Origin of the sequence: Neoroseomonas eburnea (assembly GCF_018129005.1) — a bacterium.
GTDB classification, from domain to species: domain Bacteria; phylum Pseudomonadota; class Alphaproteobacteria; order Acetobacterales; family Acetobacteraceae; genus Neoroseomonas; species Neoroseomonas eburnea.
In genome coordinates this window covers 1-14,061 of sequence record NZ_JAAEDL010000061.1, presented here as the reverse complement: position 1 = coordinate 14,061, position 14,061 = coordinate 1, and the positions used below count along the sequence as shown (strand labels likewise).

17 protein-coding genes and 1 pseudogene are annotated in these 14,061 nt (G+C 71.0%); 9 read left to right on the top strand and 9 right to left on the bottom strand.

Annotation, left to right across the window (positions count from 1 at the left end):
- The first annotated feature begins 173 nt into the window (after positions 1–173).
- The 5 genes from GXW74_RS27280 (at position 174) to GXW74_RS27260 (ending at position 3,603) form a co-directional block, all read left to right on the top strand.
- Positions 174–518, top strand: a complete 345-nt coding sequence (locus GXW74_RS27280; protein WP_211850013.1) for an ArsR/SmtB family transcription factor — start codon at positions 174–176, stop codon at positions 516–518.
- Complete coding sequence (locus GXW74_RS27275) at positions 515–1,042, top strand: rhodanese family protein (RefSeq protein ID WP_211850011.1); 528 nt, start codon at positions 515–517, stop codon at positions 1,040–1,042. Before GXW74_RS27280 ends, GXW74_RS27275 begins: the two co-directional genes overlap by 4 nt.
- A 4-nt stretch (positions 1,043–1,046) precedes the next feature.
- The gene (locus GXW74_RS27270; RefSeq protein WP_211850009.1) at positions 1,047–1,823 is read left to right on the top strand and encodes a sulfite exporter TauE/SafE family protein; all 777 of its coding nucleotides are present in this window, start codon (positions 1,047–1,049) and stop codon (positions 1,821–1,823) included.
- A gap of 58 nt (positions 1,824–1,881) precedes the next feature.
- Positions 1,882–2,271, top strand: a complete 390-nt coding sequence (locus tag GXW74_RS27265) for a hypothetical protein (protein ID WP_211850007.1) — start codon at positions 1,882–1,884, stop codon at positions 2,269–2,271.
- A 105-nt stretch (positions 2,272–2,376) separates the two neighbouring features.
- The gene (locus tag GXW74_RS27260; protein WP_338148356.1) at positions 2,377–3,603 is read left to right on the top strand and encodes an MFS transporter; all 1,227 of its coding nucleotides are present in this window, start codon (positions 2,377–2,379) and stop codon (positions 3,601–3,603) included.
- 13 nt (positions 3,604–3,616) lie between these two features.
- On the opposite strand, the gene GXW74_RS27255 is transcribed toward GXW74_RS27260, so the two are convergent.
- Positions 3,617–4,345: an aspartate/glutamate racemase family protein gene (locus GXW74_RS27255; protein ID WP_211850005.1), complete on the bottom strand. Its 729-nt coding sequence runs from the start codon at positions 4,343–4,345 to the stop codon at positions 3,617–3,619.
- A gap of 272 nt (positions 4,346–4,617) precedes the next feature.
- Between GXW74_RS27255 and GXW74_RS27250 the strand changes: the two genes are divergently transcribed.
- Positions 4,618–5,382 (top strand): 3-ketoacyl-ACP reductase, encoded by a 765-nt coding sequence (locus tag GXW74_RS27250; protein ID WP_211850003.1) that lies wholly within the window; start codon positions 4,618–4,620, stop codon positions 5,380–5,382.
- A gap of 97 nt (positions 5,383–5,479) precedes the next feature.
- On the opposite strand, the gene GXW74_RS27245 is transcribed toward GXW74_RS27250, so the two are convergent.
- A complete protein-coding gene (locus GXW74_RS27245) occupies positions 5,480–5,878 on the bottom strand; it encodes a hypothetical protein (protein ID WP_211850001.1) in 399 nt (132 codons plus the stop codon).
- A 119-nt stretch (positions 5,879–5,997) separates the two neighbouring features.
- Here GXW74_RS27245 and GXW74_RS27240 point away from each other — a divergent pair, with 119 nt between their 5' ends.
- Positions 5,998–6,798: an MmyB family transcriptional regulator gene (locus GXW74_RS27240; RefSeq protein WP_211849999.1), complete on the top strand. Its 801-nt coding sequence runs from the start codon at positions 5,998–6,000 to the stop codon at positions 6,796–6,798.
- A 107-nt stretch (positions 6,799–6,905) separates the two neighbouring features.
- Here the strand turns inward: GXW74_RS27240 and GXW74_RS27235 are convergent, their stop codons facing one another.
- A complete protein-coding gene (locus tag GXW74_RS27235) occupies positions 6,906–7,688 on the bottom strand; it encodes a potassium channel family protein (RefSeq protein ID WP_211849997.1) in 783 nt (260 codons plus the stop codon).
- Positions 7,689–8,588: an NAD(P)-dependent oxidoreductase gene (locus GXW74_RS27230; protein WP_272877380.1), complete on the bottom strand. Its 900-nt coding sequence runs from the start codon at positions 8,586–8,588 to the stop codon at positions 7,689–7,691.
- Between the two features lie 118 nt (positions 8,589–8,706).
- Between GXW74_RS27230 and GXW74_RS27225 the strand changes: the two genes are divergently transcribed.
- A complete protein-coding gene (locus GXW74_RS27225; RefSeq protein WP_211849993.1) occupies positions 8,707–9,210 on the top strand; it encodes a DUF992 domain-containing protein in 504 nt (167 codons plus the stop codon).
- Between the two features lie 305 nt (positions 9,211–9,515).
- Here the strand turns inward: GXW74_RS27225 and GXW74_RS27220 are convergent, their stop codons facing one another.
- The 5 genes from GXW74_RS27220 to GXW74_RS27200 form a co-directional block, all read right to left on the bottom strand.
- On the bottom strand, positions 9,516–10,394 hold the full coding sequence (locus GXW74_RS27220; protein ID WP_211849992.1) for a 3-hydroxybutyryl-CoA dehydrogenase: 879 nt from the start codon (positions 10,392–10,394) through the stop codon (positions 9,516–9,518).
- 149 nt (positions 10,395–10,543) lie between these two features.
- The gene (locus tag GXW74_RS27215; RefSeq protein ID WP_211849990.1) at positions 10,544–11,476 is read right to left on the bottom strand and encodes an electron transfer flavoprotein subunit alpha/FixB family protein; all 933 of its coding nucleotides are present in this window, start codon (positions 11,474–11,476) and stop codon (positions 10,544–10,546) included.
- Positions 11,477–11,478: 2 nt separating this feature from the next.
- Positions 11,479–12,228: an electron transfer flavoprotein subunit beta/FixA family protein gene (locus GXW74_RS27210; protein WP_211849989.1), complete on the bottom strand. Its 750-nt coding sequence runs from the start codon at positions 12,226–12,228 to the stop codon at positions 11,479–11,481.
- Between the two features lie 97 nt (positions 12,229–12,325).
- Complete coding sequence (locus GXW74_RS27205; RefSeq protein WP_211849987.1) at positions 12,326–12,520, bottom strand: twin transmembrane helix small protein; 195 nt, start codon at positions 12,518–12,520, stop codon at positions 12,326–12,328.
- A gap of 20 nt (positions 12,521–12,540) precedes the next feature.
- The gene (locus tag GXW74_RS27200) at positions 12,541–13,749 is read right to left on the bottom strand and encodes an MFS transporter (RefSeq protein WP_211849986.1); all 1,209 of its coding nucleotides are present in this window, start codon (positions 13,747–13,749) and stop codon (positions 12,541–12,543) included.
- Between the two features lie 91 nt (positions 13,750–13,840).
- On the opposite strand from GXW74_RS27200, the pseudogene GXW74_RS27195 reads away from it, so the two are divergent.
- Positions 13,841–14,061 (top strand): annotated as a pseudogene (locus GXW74_RS27195) (hypothetical protein); the annotation flags it as partial.

Sequence of the window (14,061 nt, the reverse complement as noted above, 5' to 3'; positions counted from 1 at the left end):
CCGGATCGATCACCGCGCCGCGCTTCGTCGCAGGATCCCACACCAGGTAGCTCACCGTGTTCGTCGGCTCGTCGAAGAAGGCGCGGATGGCAGGCGCCATGGTGGTGCGCTCCATAAATGTCTTGATCGTTATATGCGTCGCCTATAATTAAGCACAAGTGCATAATACGCCCATGAGCATCGTCGCCGACATCGAAGCCCATGCCCGGGAGGCAGCGGGTCTGCTGCGCCTCCTGGCCCATGACCGGCGCCTGCTGCTGCTCTGCCACCTGCTCCAGGAGGGGGAGGTGACCGTCGGCACGCTCGCCGCGCGGCTCGGCCTGTCCCAGCCCGCGATGTCGCAGCACCTGCAGCGGCTGCGGGACGATGGGCTGGTCGCCACACGGCGTACGGGCACGACGGTCCACTACCGGATCGCCGACCCGCGGCTCGTCAGGCTGCTCGGCGCCCTTCGCGACGTGTTCTGCTCATCCGGACCCATCCCATCGACCGTTCAGGACCCGCAAGACCAGCCATGACCCTTCCCACCATCACCCCCGCCCGTGCCGCGGAAATGCTGCGCGCGGGCGAGGCGATCCTCGTCGACGTGCGCGAGGCCGACGAGCGCGCCCGCACCCATATTCCCGGTTCCGCCCACCTGCCGCTGTCCCGGCTCGAGGAGGCCGAGCTGGCGGTGCAGCAGGGAAAGCCCGTGCTCTTCCACTGCGCCTCCGGCCGCCGCACGGCGGAGAACGCGGCGCGGCTCAGCGCGAGGACGGAGGGTTGCGACGCCTACATCGTGGAGGGCGGTATCGCCGCCTGGCGTGGCGCCGGGCTGCCGATCGCGGAAGATCGCAGCGCGCCGCTGCCGCTGATGCGGCAGGTCCAGATCGCCGCCGGTTCCCTCGTGCTGCTCGGCGTGCTGCTCGGCGCCTTCGTGGCGCCAGGCTTCCACGGGCTGTCGGCCTTCGTCGGCGCCGGGCTGGTCGTTGCCGGCGTCACTGGCTTCTGCGGCATGGCGAACATTCTCGCGGTCATGCCCTGGAACAGGCGCACGGCCTGATCCCATGGATATCTCCGGGCTGCAGGCCCTGCTCGCGGGCGGTGCAGGGGGGGCGGTGGGCTTCGTCCTCGCGCTGATCGGCGGCGGCGGTTCGATCCTTGCCGTGCCGCTGCTGGTGCATGTCGTCGGTGTGCCTCAGCCGCACTTGGCCATCGGCACCAGCGCGGTGGCGGTGGCGCTCAACGCCGCGGTCGGGCTGCTGGGCCATGCGCGCGCCGGCAATGTACGCTGGCCTTGCGCCAGCGTCTTCGCCGCCGCGGGCATTGCCGGCGCGGCGATGGGGGCAGCCATCGGCAAGCGCGTGGACGGGCAGATGCTGCTCGCTGCCTTTGCGGTGCTGATGCTGGTGGTGGCGATGCTGATGCTGCGGCGGAAGGAAGCCGTGACGGCACCCGCCGTGCGCCTCTCCCGTGCCAATGCACCGGCGCTGGCGGGGATCGGCGGGGCAACCGGCCTCGCCTCCGGCTTCTTCGGGATCGGCGGCGGCTTCCTCGTCATGCCCGGGCTGGTGGCGGCGACCGGGATGGGCACGCTTCAGGCGATCGGTTCCTCCCTGGTCGCCGTGACCGCCTTCGGAGCCACGACAGCGCTCTCCTATGCGTTCTCGGGCCTGGTGGACTGGACCGTCGCGGCGCTCTTCGTCGCCGGCGGTATCGGCGGCAGCCTCGGTGGCGGGGTGGTGGCCAGGCGCCTCGGCGGCCGGCCGGCAGTGCTGACGCGCCTCTTCGCCGCGATGCTTGCGGTGATCGCGGTGATGATGCTGGTGCGCGGGCTGGGCTGAACCTGCGCGACGCCCGCCGTCACGGAAGGGCCACGTCACGGCGCCATCGATCCGGTGGTTGTCGAATCGTGGCGCGAAGCGGGTGGTTGCCGCCGTGCCGCTGAAGTTCGACAGCGTGCGGAACGTTGTCATCGGCGTGCACCGCCAAGCCCTGCGATCCGGCGCGGCCTCCGATCGTCACCGCGGCGTCCTTGCGCCACCAAAATGCCTTGCGCCGGTGGTGCAGATGGCGCGCGAGGCGAGCGGGACCCGCCACGGCCAGATCGACACCATTCACGACCCGACCAACATCGGTGTCGTCGTCGATGCGCCGCACAGGAATCGGCGCCGCACCCACTCGGCCATGCTGTCGCTCGCGCCGACCGCCACGGGCATCGCCGCGGCGATGCCGCTCGCCTGCCGCGCCTTCACGCCCGCCCCGCCGGAGGCGCACGGGGCCTCGGCCTGACCCGATCCACCCGCATGGCGCCGCGGCGTCGGACGCGGTGGCGTCGCAGCGCCGTCCCTGCCACGGTATCGGACTCGGGAGGGACGACCATGCGGCACGCGCGACGTGGCTGACGCCGTCATCGATTCGCCGATCGCCTGGCGGCGCCTCGTCGCCGCGGTCGTGCTGGCGACCGTCGGCAGCGTGCCGATGTGGTCTGTCGTCGTCATGCTGCCCGCGGTGCAGGCGGAATTCGGCACGGCGCGCGCCGGCGCTTCCCTGCCCTACACCATGACCATGGTCGGTTTCGTTGTCGGCGGCATCGTGATGGGGCGGCTCGCCGACCGCTTCGGCGTCATGGTGCCGGTGCTGATCGGCACCGTCTCGCTCGCGCTCGGCGCGGTGGCAGCGGCGGTGGCGCCGAGCCTGATCGCCTTCGGCCTCGCCTATGGCCTGCTGATGGGCTGCTTCGGCGCCGCGGCGGTGTTCGGGCCGCTGATCGCCGACACCTCCCTCTGGTTCAACCGGCGGCGCGGCATCGCGCTCGCGCTCGCGGCCTCGGGCAACTACATCTCGGGCACGATCTGGCCGCCGCTGCTGCAATGGGCCGTCACCACGATCGGCTGGCGGCAGGCGCATCTCGCCATCGCGGCGACGGTGCTGATCACGATGCTGCCGCTGGTCCTGACCCTTCGCCGCCGCGCGCCGCTGCCACCGCGGCGCCCGGCCGCTGCGAAGGGCACGCCGGCAGCCGCACCGCTCGGCATGCCGCCGAACCTGCTGCAGGCGGTGCTCGGCGTGGCGGGCATCGGCTGCTGCGTCGCCATGGCCATGCCGCAGGTGCACATCGTCGCCTATTGCGTGGATCTCGGCTACGGCGCGCAGCGGGGGGCGGAGATGCTCTCGGTCATGCTCGCCTTCGGCATCATCTCGCGCCTGGTGTTCGGCGCGGTGATGGACCGCATCGGCGGGCTCGGGACCTTGGCGCTGGGTTCGGCGCTGCAGGGCGTCGCGCTGTTCCTCTTCCTGCCGGCGGACGGGATGGTCGCGCTCTATGTCGTCAGCGCGGTGTTCGGCCTGTTCCAGGGCGGCATCGTGCCGTCCTACGCGATGATCGTGCGGGAGAACTTCCCGCCCGAGCAGGCCGGCACGCGCGTCGGCATCGCGCTGTCCGCGACGCTGGTGGGCATGGCGCTGGGCGGCTGGATGGCCGGGGCCATCTTCGACGCCACCGGGTCCTATCGCGCGGCGATGTGGAACGGCATCGCCTGGAACCTGCTCAATCTCACCATCGCGTTGTGGCTGCTGCAGCGGGGCTTGCGCCGGCGCCGCGCGCGATCGGCGGCGGCGTGACGATGGGCAAGGGTCAGCCCGCCGCGTAGAGACCGGCGACCTCCGGCGCGAAGCCCGTCAGCAAGCGCGCATGGCGCGGGCGAGGGGAGCGCGGCACCAGCCCGGCCATCGCCTCGGCGAGCCGCACCGCGGCCTGGGTGCCGTCCACCAGCGGCACCGCAACGCGGGGCTGCAGCGCCGGCGCGATGCCGGCGAGCGGGCCGCCGGCGAGGATGATCGCCTCCGCCCCGTCCCGATCCGCGCTTTCGGCGCACAGCGCGGCCAGCAGGTCGAGCCGATCCTCCGCCACCGTGCCGGGATCGCCGGAGAAGGCCGGCCCCATGCGGAAGCCGGCGCAGCGGGCGGCGAGGCCGTGATGCGCGAGGCATTCCTCGAACATCGGTCGCAGCGCGGCGGTGAAGGAGACGACGCCGAAGCGCCGGCCGAGCATGCAGGCGGCGTGGAAGGCGGCCTCGCTGATCCCGAGCACCGGGACGTCGATCAACTCCTTCGCCGCGTCGAGGCCCGGGTCGCCGAAGCAGGCGATCACCGCGGCATCGTAGCCGCCGCGATGCGCGGCGAGGGCCGCCAGCGTCGCCGGCCCGGCAGCGAGCCAATCCGCTCTCGTGACGATCAGCGGCAGGCCGAAGGGGACGGAGACCGCCATGATCTCCGTGCCCGGCGAGGCAGCGGCGCGCGCCGCCGCGCCGATGCGCTCGGTGACCGAAGCGGTGGTGTTGGAATTGACGACCAGGACCCTCATCGTTTCGCCATCCTTACATGTTGCGGCGCACACCTACCCTGTTGACCGCGGCATCGACAGTCAGGTCCAATCCTAATCGCTCAGTTCGGGGCAACGTCCAGGAAGACGGCGCCGGTCAACGGCCAGAGGCCCGCTTCGCCACACCGGCGGAGCGGGCCTCGTTCATGAGGGGCCCACGTGATCGGCAAAGCAGCGGATGACCGCCCCTTGCCGCTGCGGCGCGACCCCGCCCCCAGGAGCCATGGGATGACCACAGCAAGGGAGTTGCTGCGATGAAGCCTGCCGCCTTTGTCACCGGCGCGCGGCGCGGGATCGGCCGTGCCACCTGCGTCGCCCTCGCGGAGAAGGGTTTCGACCTGGTCGGCACCGATATCGACGAGGATGGTGCGGAGGAGACGCGTCGTGCGGTGGAGGCGGCGGGTGGCCGTTTCGTGTTCCTGCAGGCCGATGTCGCCGAGGTGGACGGGCATGGCGCGCTGCTGGAGGCGGCCTGGGGCGCCTTCGGCGGCCTCGAATGTTTGGCGAATGTTGCCGGCGTCCAGGTGGCGAAGCGCCAGGACATGCTGGAGACGACGCCCGATTCCTGGGACCGTCTGCTCGATACCAACACGCGTGCGGTGTTCTTCCTCAGCCAGGCGATGTCGAAGCGCATGATCGCGGAAGCCGCGCCGAAGCGCGGACATCGCAGCCTGGTGTTCATCTCATCCGTGAATGCGCTGATGGCCTCCATCAACCGCGCCGAATATTGCGTGTCCAAGGCCGGCGTCTCGATGGTGGCCAAGCTGTTCGCGCTGCGCCTGGCGGAGCATGGCATCAACACCTACGATATCCAGCCCGGCGTGATCCGCACCGACATGACGCGCGGCGTGTGGGACAGCTACGGCGCCCTGCTGGAGCAGGGCCTCGCCCCTGTCCGCCGCTGGGGCGAGGCGGAGGACATCGGCCGTGCCGTCGCCACGCTTGCCGCCGGCGCCATGCCGTATTCCACCGGCCACGCCTTCCCCATCGACGGCGGCATGCTGATGCCCCGCTTCTGAATGGGCCGTGCCCGTCGCGCCCGCGCAGCTTGCCGATAGACAGAAGAAGGAGGGCGGCCGGGGGAGTTCTCGCCCCCCGCCTTCCCCCCTTCGATGTTCAAGCGACCCGCCCCGCGCGCCGCAGCGCCACGATGTAGAGTTCCGCGAACACCGCGACCGCCGCCGCCTGCACGGCGAGGAAGGCGATGCCGAGCCCGTTCGGCGCGACGAAGCCCAGCAGCGGCAAGGCTGCGCTTTCCAACGCCCAGAGCAGGTTCCCCGCGACCAGCACCCACAGCATCGCGCGCGGCAGGACGGCCCGTGTCGCCATCCAGGCGACCGCCACCGCATAGGGCAGCAGGAAAAGTCCGGCCCCCAGCAGCAGCTTGGCCGGCAGGTTGGTGATCATGCCGATCGCGCCTGGGGCGAGGGCGAGCGCCACGCCCATCGCGCCGCTCGCCATGGCGTCCGCCGCGAGGGCCGTGCGCAGGAAGGGGGAGTTCAGAAGCGTGCCCATCTTGATCTCCTTCACGTCCGCGTCGCTGCGGACGATGGGAGAGGTGACGCGACGTCGGGTGCGAAGCGATTACCTCCGGGGTTATCGTCGTGCCGCCTCCGCGCGCTAGGATGCCGTGCATGTCGAACACACCGCATCCCTTCGGCACGCTGCTGCGGCAATGGCGGCAGCGGCGACGGCTGAGCCAGCTCGACCTGGCGCTGGAGGCGGAGGTGTCGCAGCGCCATCTCTCCTTCGTCGAATCCGGCCGCGCGCGGCCGAGCCGGGAGATGGTGCTGCGCCTCGCGGAGCACCTGTCGGTGCCGCTGCGGGACCGCAACCTGTTGTTGCTCGCCGCCGGACATGCGCCGGCCTATGGCGAGCGCGCGCTGGAGGATGCCGCGCTCGGTCCGGCGATGGAGGCGGTGTGGCAGATCCTCGCTGCCCACGAGCCCTGGCCGGCACTGGCGGCGGATCGCCACTGGCGGCTGGTCGCCGCCAACAGCCTTGCGATGCGGCTGATGGACGGGGTGGCGCCAGCGCTGCTGGCGCCCCCGGTGAATGTTCTGCGCCTCAGCCTGCATCCCGGTGGCCTGGCGCCGCGCATCGTGAACCTGCGCGCCTGGAAGACGCATATGCTCGACCGGCTGCGTCGCGATGCGGAGGCCTCTGCCGATGCCACCCTGCTAGCGCTTGCGGAGGAACTCGCCGGCTACCCGGCCGGCCGCGACCCGCCGCCGAACCAGGCGGAGCGCGAGCGTGGCATGATCGCGACGCCGCTGCGCCTGCGGCTGCCGGAAGGGGAAGTGTCGCTGCTCAGCGCGACGACCGTCTTCGGCACTGCGACGGAGGTGGCGCTCGCCGAGCTCACGCTCGAAACCTTCTTTCCGGCGGATAGGGAGAGCGCGGCGCGGTTGCGCGCGATGGGCGCAGCGGCCTGATCGGGCCCGCCCGGCAAGGATCGCCGGCTTCGGCGTGCGGGGCTGGCGAGGCGACGGACCGCGGACCAAAGGCGCCGATATCGGGTCGGCCGTAAGGCTGGCCGGCATCAGTCCCGCCCCTCATCGGGGATGTTCAGCAGCGTGCCGCAGGCCTTGCAGTGCACGGCGTCCGGTTCGTGCCGCTGCAGACCGCAGGTCGGGCAGGGGAAGCGCACCTTCGCGGGCCGGAAGAGCGTCTGCGCCAGCCGCAGGAACAGGGTCACGCCCGCGATCATGATGACCACCGAGATCAGCCGCCCGGCGGTGCCCGGCAGGGTGATGTCGCCGAAGCCCGTGGTCGTCAGCGCCGTGATGGTGAAATAGAGCGCGTCGGCGTAGTGCAGGATATGCGGGTTGGTGTGGTGCTGTGTCTCGTAGACCACCGCCGTCATGATGAAGACGAAGACGCAGAGATGCGTTGCTGCCAGGATCGATTCCTCGTTGCGCCGGAAGAAGGCGAAGTCCTCCCGCAGCATGCCGAGCATGCGGTAGGAATGCAGCAGCCGCAGCGTCCGCACGACGCGCAGGAAGCCGAGCCCCTCCCCGGTCAGCGGCGCGAGGAAGGAGGCGATCGCCATCACATCGGCGATCGAGGCGATGTGCAGCGCCTCCCGCCAGGGCCGCCGACTGGCGGCGAGCCGGCTGGCGAATTCCACCGCCAGCACCAGGCCGATCATCACGTCCAGCACGCCGATCCACGGTGCGCGAGCGACGAAGGAGGTGCCGATGACGAACAGCACCGTCGCCAGGTCGAAGGCCAGTACGGCATAGCGGAATCGCCGGCAATCCTCGGTCTTGCCGTTGTAGAGGTGGTGCAGCCGCGTCCGGAGCGATGGGGCCAGTGGCGGCATTCAGTCCCTGATTCCCGAGAGTTCCGCCACCAGTGCGCCGAGCGAGGCGCAGTCATCCCCGCCGCGGCCGGAATTCACCACCGCCTCCATCATCTGCGCCGCCAGCGCCGTGGCGGGCGCGAAGACGCCGTTCTCCCGCACCGCGCCGAGGGCCAGGCGCATGTCCTTGCGCATCAGCTCGGCGCGAAAGCCGGGCTTGAAGTTGCGTTCCAGCATCCGCTTGGCGTGGTTCTCCAGCACAAAGGACCGCGCCGAGCCGCCGAGCAGCGCCTGGCGCATCAGAGCCGGGTCGAGCCCCGCCTTGCGGCCCATGGCGAGCGCCTCCGCCACCGCCTGCATGGCGCTGACGATCATGAGCTGGTTGGCGGATTTGCAGACCTGGCCCGAGCCCGCGGGACCGAGCAGGGTGATGGTCCTGCCGACCGCGTCGAAGACCTGGCGCGCAGCCGAGAAGCCGGCATCGGCGCCACCGACCATGCAGGTCAGCGTGCCGTCGATCGCCCCCTGCGGCCCGCCGGAGACCGGGCTGTCGAGCAGGATGATGCCGCGCTCCGCCATGCGCTTCGCGAAATCCGCCGAGGCCGCGGCGGCGATGGTCGAGAAGTCGATCACCACGGTGCCGGGCGCCGCGCCGTGCACGACGCCCTCGTCTCCGAACAGCACCGCCTCCACGTCGGGCGTGTCGGGCACGCACAGGCAGACGCAGGCGGCACCGTCCGCGGCGTCCTGCGCCGTGGGCGCCCATTCCGCGCCGGCGGCGAGCAGCGCATCGGCCTTGGCCTTGCTGCGCGTGCTCACCGTCAGGGCGAAGCCGGCCTTCATGATGTTCGCGGCCATCGCCGCGCCCATGACTCCCATTCCTATGAAAGCGACGCGCGCCGGTGGTACGATCAAATTCATGGTGGGTGCCCCTCCCGCGCCAGTCCGCAGGGTAACCATGGCCCGCCGCAGCCATTGAGCCAAGGCAGGGACACGGCTTCCGCCGCGTCCGACAGGAACATCGAGGAAGGAATCCGCCATGCGTCACATCCGCTCCGGCATTGCTGCCGTGCTCGGCCTCGGACTGTTCGCCGCCGCCCCGGCCTTCGCACAGGGCGGCACGCCGCAGCCGCAGCAAACGGGCCATGTGCAGGCCGGTACGCTGCGCTGCGACGTCGCGGCCGGCACCAGTTTCATCTTCGGGTCCACACGCGACGTGACCTGCGTCTTCACGCCTGCGCGCGGGGCGGCCGAGCGCTACCGCGGCGAGATCAGGCGCTATGGCGTCGATGTCGGCTTCACCAGCTCGGCGGTGATGCTGTGGGGCGTGCTGGCCTCGACGGGCGACGTGGCGCCTGGCGCGCTGGCAGGGACCTATGGCGGCGTGTCGGCCGGCGTGACGGCGGGCATCGGCGCCGGCGCGAACGTGCTGGTGGGCGGCAGCAATCGCGGCATCACGCTGCAGCCGCTGAGCGTCGAGGGCAATCGGGGACTGAACATTGCGCTCGGGGTGGGCGAGCTGACGCTGACCGCGGCGCAGTGAGACGGGCTTGGGGGGGGGCTTTGCCCATGCGCGCGAACTTGCGGCGCTGTTGATCGGAGAGGGGCTCTGCCCCTCTCCGAGCCTCACCCCGCCAGGGTGCAGGGCACCCTGGACAGGCCGCGACGTGGTGCCGGGCGGAGATTGTCACCAAGTACGAACGAGCGCGCTGCGGGCACGGCACCCGGGCTCCGGGCGCGGCGCTTCCCAGGGCGCCGCCGAATGCCCGCCCCGCCCGACACCAGGTGATGGTTTCCAAAGGCCCTTCGGCCTTTGGCGGGGGTGAAGGGGGCAGGGCCCCCTTCCTCTCACCGCGTCGGCGTCGGCGGCGTCGTCGAGTAGTCGTAGAACCCGCGCCCCGACTTCCGCCCGAGCCACCCGGCCTCGACATACTTCGCGAGCAGCGGCGAGGGCCGGTACTTCGGGTCGCCGATCCCTTCGTGCAGCACCTTCATCACGCTCAGCAGCGTGTCGAGCCCCACGAAATCCGCGAGCTCCAGCGGCCCCATCGGATGGTTGGCGCCGAGTTTCATGCCCTCGTCGATGGCGCGGACGTCGCCCACACCTTCCATCAGCGCCTGGATCGCCTCGTTCAGCATCGGGCAGAGCACGCGGTTCACCACGAAGCCCGGCCAGTCCTGCGCCAGCACCGGGGTCTTGCCCATGCGCTTCGCCAGGGTTTCCACCGCGGCATAGGTCGCGTCGTCGGTGGCGAGGCCGCGGATGATCTCCACCAGCTTCATCATCGGCACGGGGTTGAAGAAGTGCATGCCGATGAAGCGGCCCGGCCGGTCGGTAGCCGCGGCCAGCCGCGTGATGGGGATGGAGGAGGTGTTGGAGGCGAGGATCGCATCCGGCTTCAGCTTCGGCGTCAGCGCGGCGTAGATCTTGCGCTTGAGGTCCTCGTTCTCGGTCGCCGCCTCGATGACGAGGTCGCAATCCGCGAAGGCGTCGTTGGTCGTGGTGGCGGTGATGCGGGCGAGCGCGGCCGTCTTGTCGTCCGCCGTGATGATCGCCTTCTTCACCTGGCGGTCCATGTTGCCGGTGATGGTGGCGAGCGCCTTGTCGAGCGCGGCCTGCTGCACGTCCATCAGCACCACGGACAGGCCCGCGAGCGCGGACACATGGGCGATGCCGTTGCCCATCAGGCCGGCGCCGATGATGCCCACCTTGGTGATCTCAGCCATGGGACCTCCTGTTGGAAAAAGAAAACGGGGGGAAGAGAACTTCCCCCCGCGCCCCCCAACCTTCCTTGTTTTTCCGCAACCCGACGGGGCCGGCGTCAAAAAGCCAAAGATAGGGAGGGGGTTCGGGGGAGGTTCACACTCCCCCGACCTTACTTCGACAGCTCTGCCTCGAGCTCCGGCACCGCCTTGAACAGGTCCGCCACCAGGCCGTAGTCGGCGACCTGGAAGATCGGCGCCTCCTCGTCCTTGTTGATGGCGACGATGACCTTGCTGTCCTTCATGCCGGCCAGGTGCTGGATCGCGCCCGAGATGCCGACGGCAATGTAGAGCTCCGGAGCGACGATCTTGCCGGTCTGCCCGACCTGCATGTCGTTCGGCGCGTAGCCCGCATCGACCGCGGCGCGGGACGCACCGACCGCGGCGCCGAGGATGTCCGCCACCTTCTCGATGATGGCGAAGTTCTCCGCCGAGGCCATCGCGCGGCCGCCGGAGATGACGATGCGCGCGGCGGTCAGCTCCGGCCTCTCGCTCTTCACGATCTCGGCGCCGAGGAAGGTGGACAGGCTCGGATCCTCGGCCGCCGGCGCGGCCTCGACCGGGGCGGATCCGCCCTCGGCCGGCACCGGGTCGAAGGAGGCGGCACGCACCGTGATCACCTTCTTCGCATCGGCCGACTTCACCGTCGCCAGCGCGTTGCCGGCGTAGATCGGGCGGACGAAGGTGTCGGCGTCCACCACGCCGCAGATGTCGGACAGCACCTGCACGTCGAGCAGCGCGGCGACGCGCGGCATCACGTTCTTGCCCGCGGCGGAAGCCGGGGCGAGCAGGTGGGAGTAGGAACCGGCGAGGGAGACCAGCAGCGCCGCCACGGGCTCCGCCAGGCCATGCGCCACGGCGCCGCCCTCGGCGGTCAGCACCTTGGCCACGCCCGGCAGCTTCGCCGCGGCGGCGGAGGCCGCGCCGGCGCCTTCGCCGGCGAGCAGCACATGCACCTCGCCCAGCTTCTGGGCGGCGGCCACGGTGCTGCGGGTCGGCTGCGTCAGCGCGCCATCCTTGTGGTCGGCGAGAACGAGCACGGCCATGGTCAGATCACCTTCGCTTCGTTGCGCAGCTTCTCGACGAGCTCCTGCACCGAGCCCACCTTCTTGCCTGCCTGGCGCTTCGGCGGTTCCTCGACCTTCAGCACCGTCAGGCGCGGCGTCACGTCCACACCGAGGTCGGCCGGCTTCACCGTCTCGATCGGCTTCTTGCGCGCCTTCATGATGTTCGGCAGCGAGGCGTAGCGTGGCTCGTTGAGGCGCAGGTCGGTGGTGACGATCGCGGGAAGCTTCAGCGAAACGGTCTCGAGGCCGCCATCGATCTCGCGCGTCACCTTCAGGCTCTCGCCGTCCTTCTCGACCTTGGAGGCGAAGGTGCCCTGGCCCCAGCCGAGCAGCGCGGCCAGCATCTGGCCGGTGGCGTTCATGTCGTCGTCGATCGCCTGCTTGCCGAGGATGACCAGCGCCGGGCCTTCCTTGGCGACGATGGCCTTGAGGATCTTGGCGACGGCAAGGGGTTCCAGCACCCCGTCATGCTCGACCAGGATGCCGCGGTCGGCGCCCATGGCGAGGGCGGTGCGGATCTGCTCCTGCGCCGCGGAAGGGCCGGCGGAGACGGCGACGATTTCGGTCGCGACGCCCTTTTCCTTCAGGCGCACGGCCTCTTCCACCGCGATCTCGTCGAACGGGTTCATGGACATCTTGACGTTCGCCGTCTCGACGCCCGTGCCGTCCGCCTTCACGCGAACCTTGACGTTGTAGTCGACCACCCGCTTGACGGGGACGAGGACCTTCATCGTTCGACCGTGTGCCTTCTGGATTGGGGGCGCGCCCCGGGGTCTCGCGCGCGCCGCAAGTTACGGGGGGCGCCCTGGCAGGGCAAGGTTCCGCGCCCTATCGCTTCACCAGCAGCAACAGGATCGCGAAGAGCACGAGCGCCAGGAACTGGAGCCCGATGCGCCAGCGCATGAGCCGGTTCGACCGCGTCGAATCGCCGCTGCCGCCCGCCATGCCAAGAACGCCGGCCAGCAGCACGCCGAGGGTCGCGAGCATGGCGAGGCCGACCAGGACCGTGAGAACCGTGATCATCCGGGCCTCCTAGACCGGTTTCAGCCCCTGGCGCCAGTCCCGGCGCCGCGCACCAGGGCCGCACCCAGCAGGGCGGTCGCGGCACAGAGCCCGAAGCCGAGCGCATAGCCGCCCGAGGCCTGGACCAGGACCGAGAACAGCGGCGGCCCCACCAGCATGCAGGCGCCGAAGACGAAGCCGCCCGCCGCCGTCGCCGCCCCGACCCGGCCGGTGGGGGCGAGCCGGGCCGTCTCGGCGAGGAAGACGCCGTTCCAGCCGATCGCCGTCGCCCCCATGCCCATGCCGGCGAGCGTGACCACCGCGCCTGGCCAGGACGGTCCGGCGAGCAGCAGCACGGTGCCCGAGGCCGCCGCCGCCAGGCCGAGGCCCATCAGCACCGGCCGCGCGCCCATGCGGTCCGCCACCACGCCCCACAGGACCCGCCCGGCCACCCCGGCCGCCTGGGCGAGGGCCAGGCGGAACCCGGCTTCGGTCAACGGCACGCCCAGCGCTTCGACCTGGAAGACGACGAAGAAGGAGGAAAAGCAGAACTGCGACACGCCGTAGAGCGCGGACATGACGGTCAGCCGCCGCAGCACCGGCAGTTCCCGCAGGATGAGCAGGCTGCCGAGCGCCGCCCCCCAGGCCGCCCCGAGGCTGCCGAGCCGCACGCCATGGTCGCGTTCGGCATCGAGGGGTGCGCGCAACGGTTGCAGGGCGAGCGCCATCGTCACCAGCACAGCCGCCACCGCCATCACCCCCGCCCGCCAACCCCAGAGGGCGGCGATCAGCGGGGTGATGGCCGCGATCAGCATCGCCCCGGCCGGTACGCCGCACTGCTTCAGGCTGAAGATCAGGGCGCGGCGGTTCGGCGGAGCGCGGCTTGCCAGCAGATGGCTGCCCGCCGGCGTCACCGGCCCATGCCCGACGCCTCCCAGCAGGGCCGAGAGCGCCAGCGCGACCGGATGCCCGAGCGTCGCCAGCGCCACCGCCGCCCCGCAGAGCGTCAGCCCGGCCTGTAGCACCCGGATCCCCCCGTAGCGGTGGATGAAGGCACCGGTCAGCGGCCCGGATATCAGTGCCCCGGCATAGACCAGAGCGGTATGGATCCCGGCCAGTGCCGCAGGAATGCCAGCTTCTGCCGCTATCGCCGGCGCCAGCACCGGGACGGCAAGGAAGACCCCCATCCCGGCGAGATGCGTGCCGAGCAGGGCCAGCATCACGATCCAGACGGAGGGAGAGCTTTTCATGCTGCGGTGCAATGCTGGACCGGCTGGCGCCGATCGGCAACCGGGCCCGGCGCGGCTTGACCCGACCCCGCCGGATAGGGTCCCTGCCGGTATGACCGGCTTCCGACGCCTCCTGCTCACGTTCCTGTGTCTCCTCGCCCTGGCCGCGGCGGGGCACCTCGCGGCACAGACGGTGCCCGTGGAGGCGCCCGAACCGCTGCAGCCCTCCACGGAGGAGACGACGGCGCCGGCGCCCGCCGTGCCACCGGCGGGCGCCCCGGCCCGGCCCGCCCGGCCGCCCGCGGGTGCACAGCCGCGCCAGCCGACGCCGCC

Bases quoted from the DNA above. Each gene is read 5' to 3' on its own strand.
- GXW74_RS27280 (WP_211850013.1), top strand. From the start codon at position 174: ATGAGCATCGTCGCCGACATCGAAGCCCATGCCCGGGAGGCAGCGGGT.
- GXW74_RS27275 (WP_211850011.1), top strand. From the start codon at position 515: ATGACCCTTCCCACCATCACCCCCGCCCGTGCCGCGGAAATGCTGCGC.
- GXW74_RS27270 (WP_211850009.1), top strand. From the start codon at position 1,047: ATGGATATCTCCGGGCTGCAGGCCCTGCTCGCGGGCGGTGCAGGGGGG.
- GXW74_RS27255 (WP_211850005.1), bottom strand. From the start codon at position 4,345: ATGAGGGTCCTGGTCGTCAATTCCAACACCACCGCTTCGGTCACCGAG.
- GXW74_RS27250 (WP_211850003.1), top strand. From the start codon at position 4,618: ATGAAGCCTGCCGCCTTTGTCACCGGCGCGCGGCGCGGGATCGGCCGT.
- GXW74_RS27245 (WP_211850001.1), bottom strand. From the start codon at position 5,878: ATGGGCACGCTTCTGAACTCCCCCTTCCTGCGCACGGCCCTCGCGGCG.
- GXW74_RS27240 (WP_211849999.1), top strand. From the start codon at position 5,998: ATGTCGAACACACCGCATCCCTTCGGCACGCTGCTGCGGCAATGGCGG.
- GXW74_RS27235 (WP_211849997.1), bottom strand. From the start codon at position 7,688: ATGCCGCCACTGGCCCCATCGCTCCGGACGCGGCTGCACCACCTCTAC.
- GXW74_RS27230 (WP_272877380.1), bottom strand. From the start codon at position 8,588: ATGAATTTGATCGTACCACCGGCGCGCGTCGCTTTCATAGGAATGGGA.
- GXW74_RS27225 (WP_211849993.1), top strand. From the start codon at position 8,707: ATGCGTCACATCCGCTCCGGCATTGCTGCCGTGCTCGGCCTCGGACTG.
- GXW74_RS27220 (WP_211849992.1), bottom strand. From the start codon at position 10,394: ATGGCTGAGATCACCAAGGTGGGCATCATCGGCGCCGGCCTGATGGGC.
- GXW74_RS27215 (WP_211849990.1), bottom strand. From the start codon at position 11,476: ATGGCCGTGCTCGTTCTCGCCGACCACAAGGATGGCGCGCTGACGCAG.
- GXW74_RS27210 (WP_211849989.1), bottom strand. From the start codon at position 12,228: ATGAAGGTCCTCGTCCCCGTCAAGCGGGTGGTCGACTACAACGTCAAG.
- GXW74_RS27205 (WP_211849987.1), bottom strand. From the start codon at position 12,520: ATGATCACGGTTCTCACGGTCCTGGTCGGCCTCGCCATGCTCGCGACC.
- GXW74_RS27200 (WP_211849986.1), bottom strand. From the start codon at position 13,749: ATGAAAAGCTCTCCCTCCGTCTGGATCGTGATGCTGGCCCTGCTCGGC.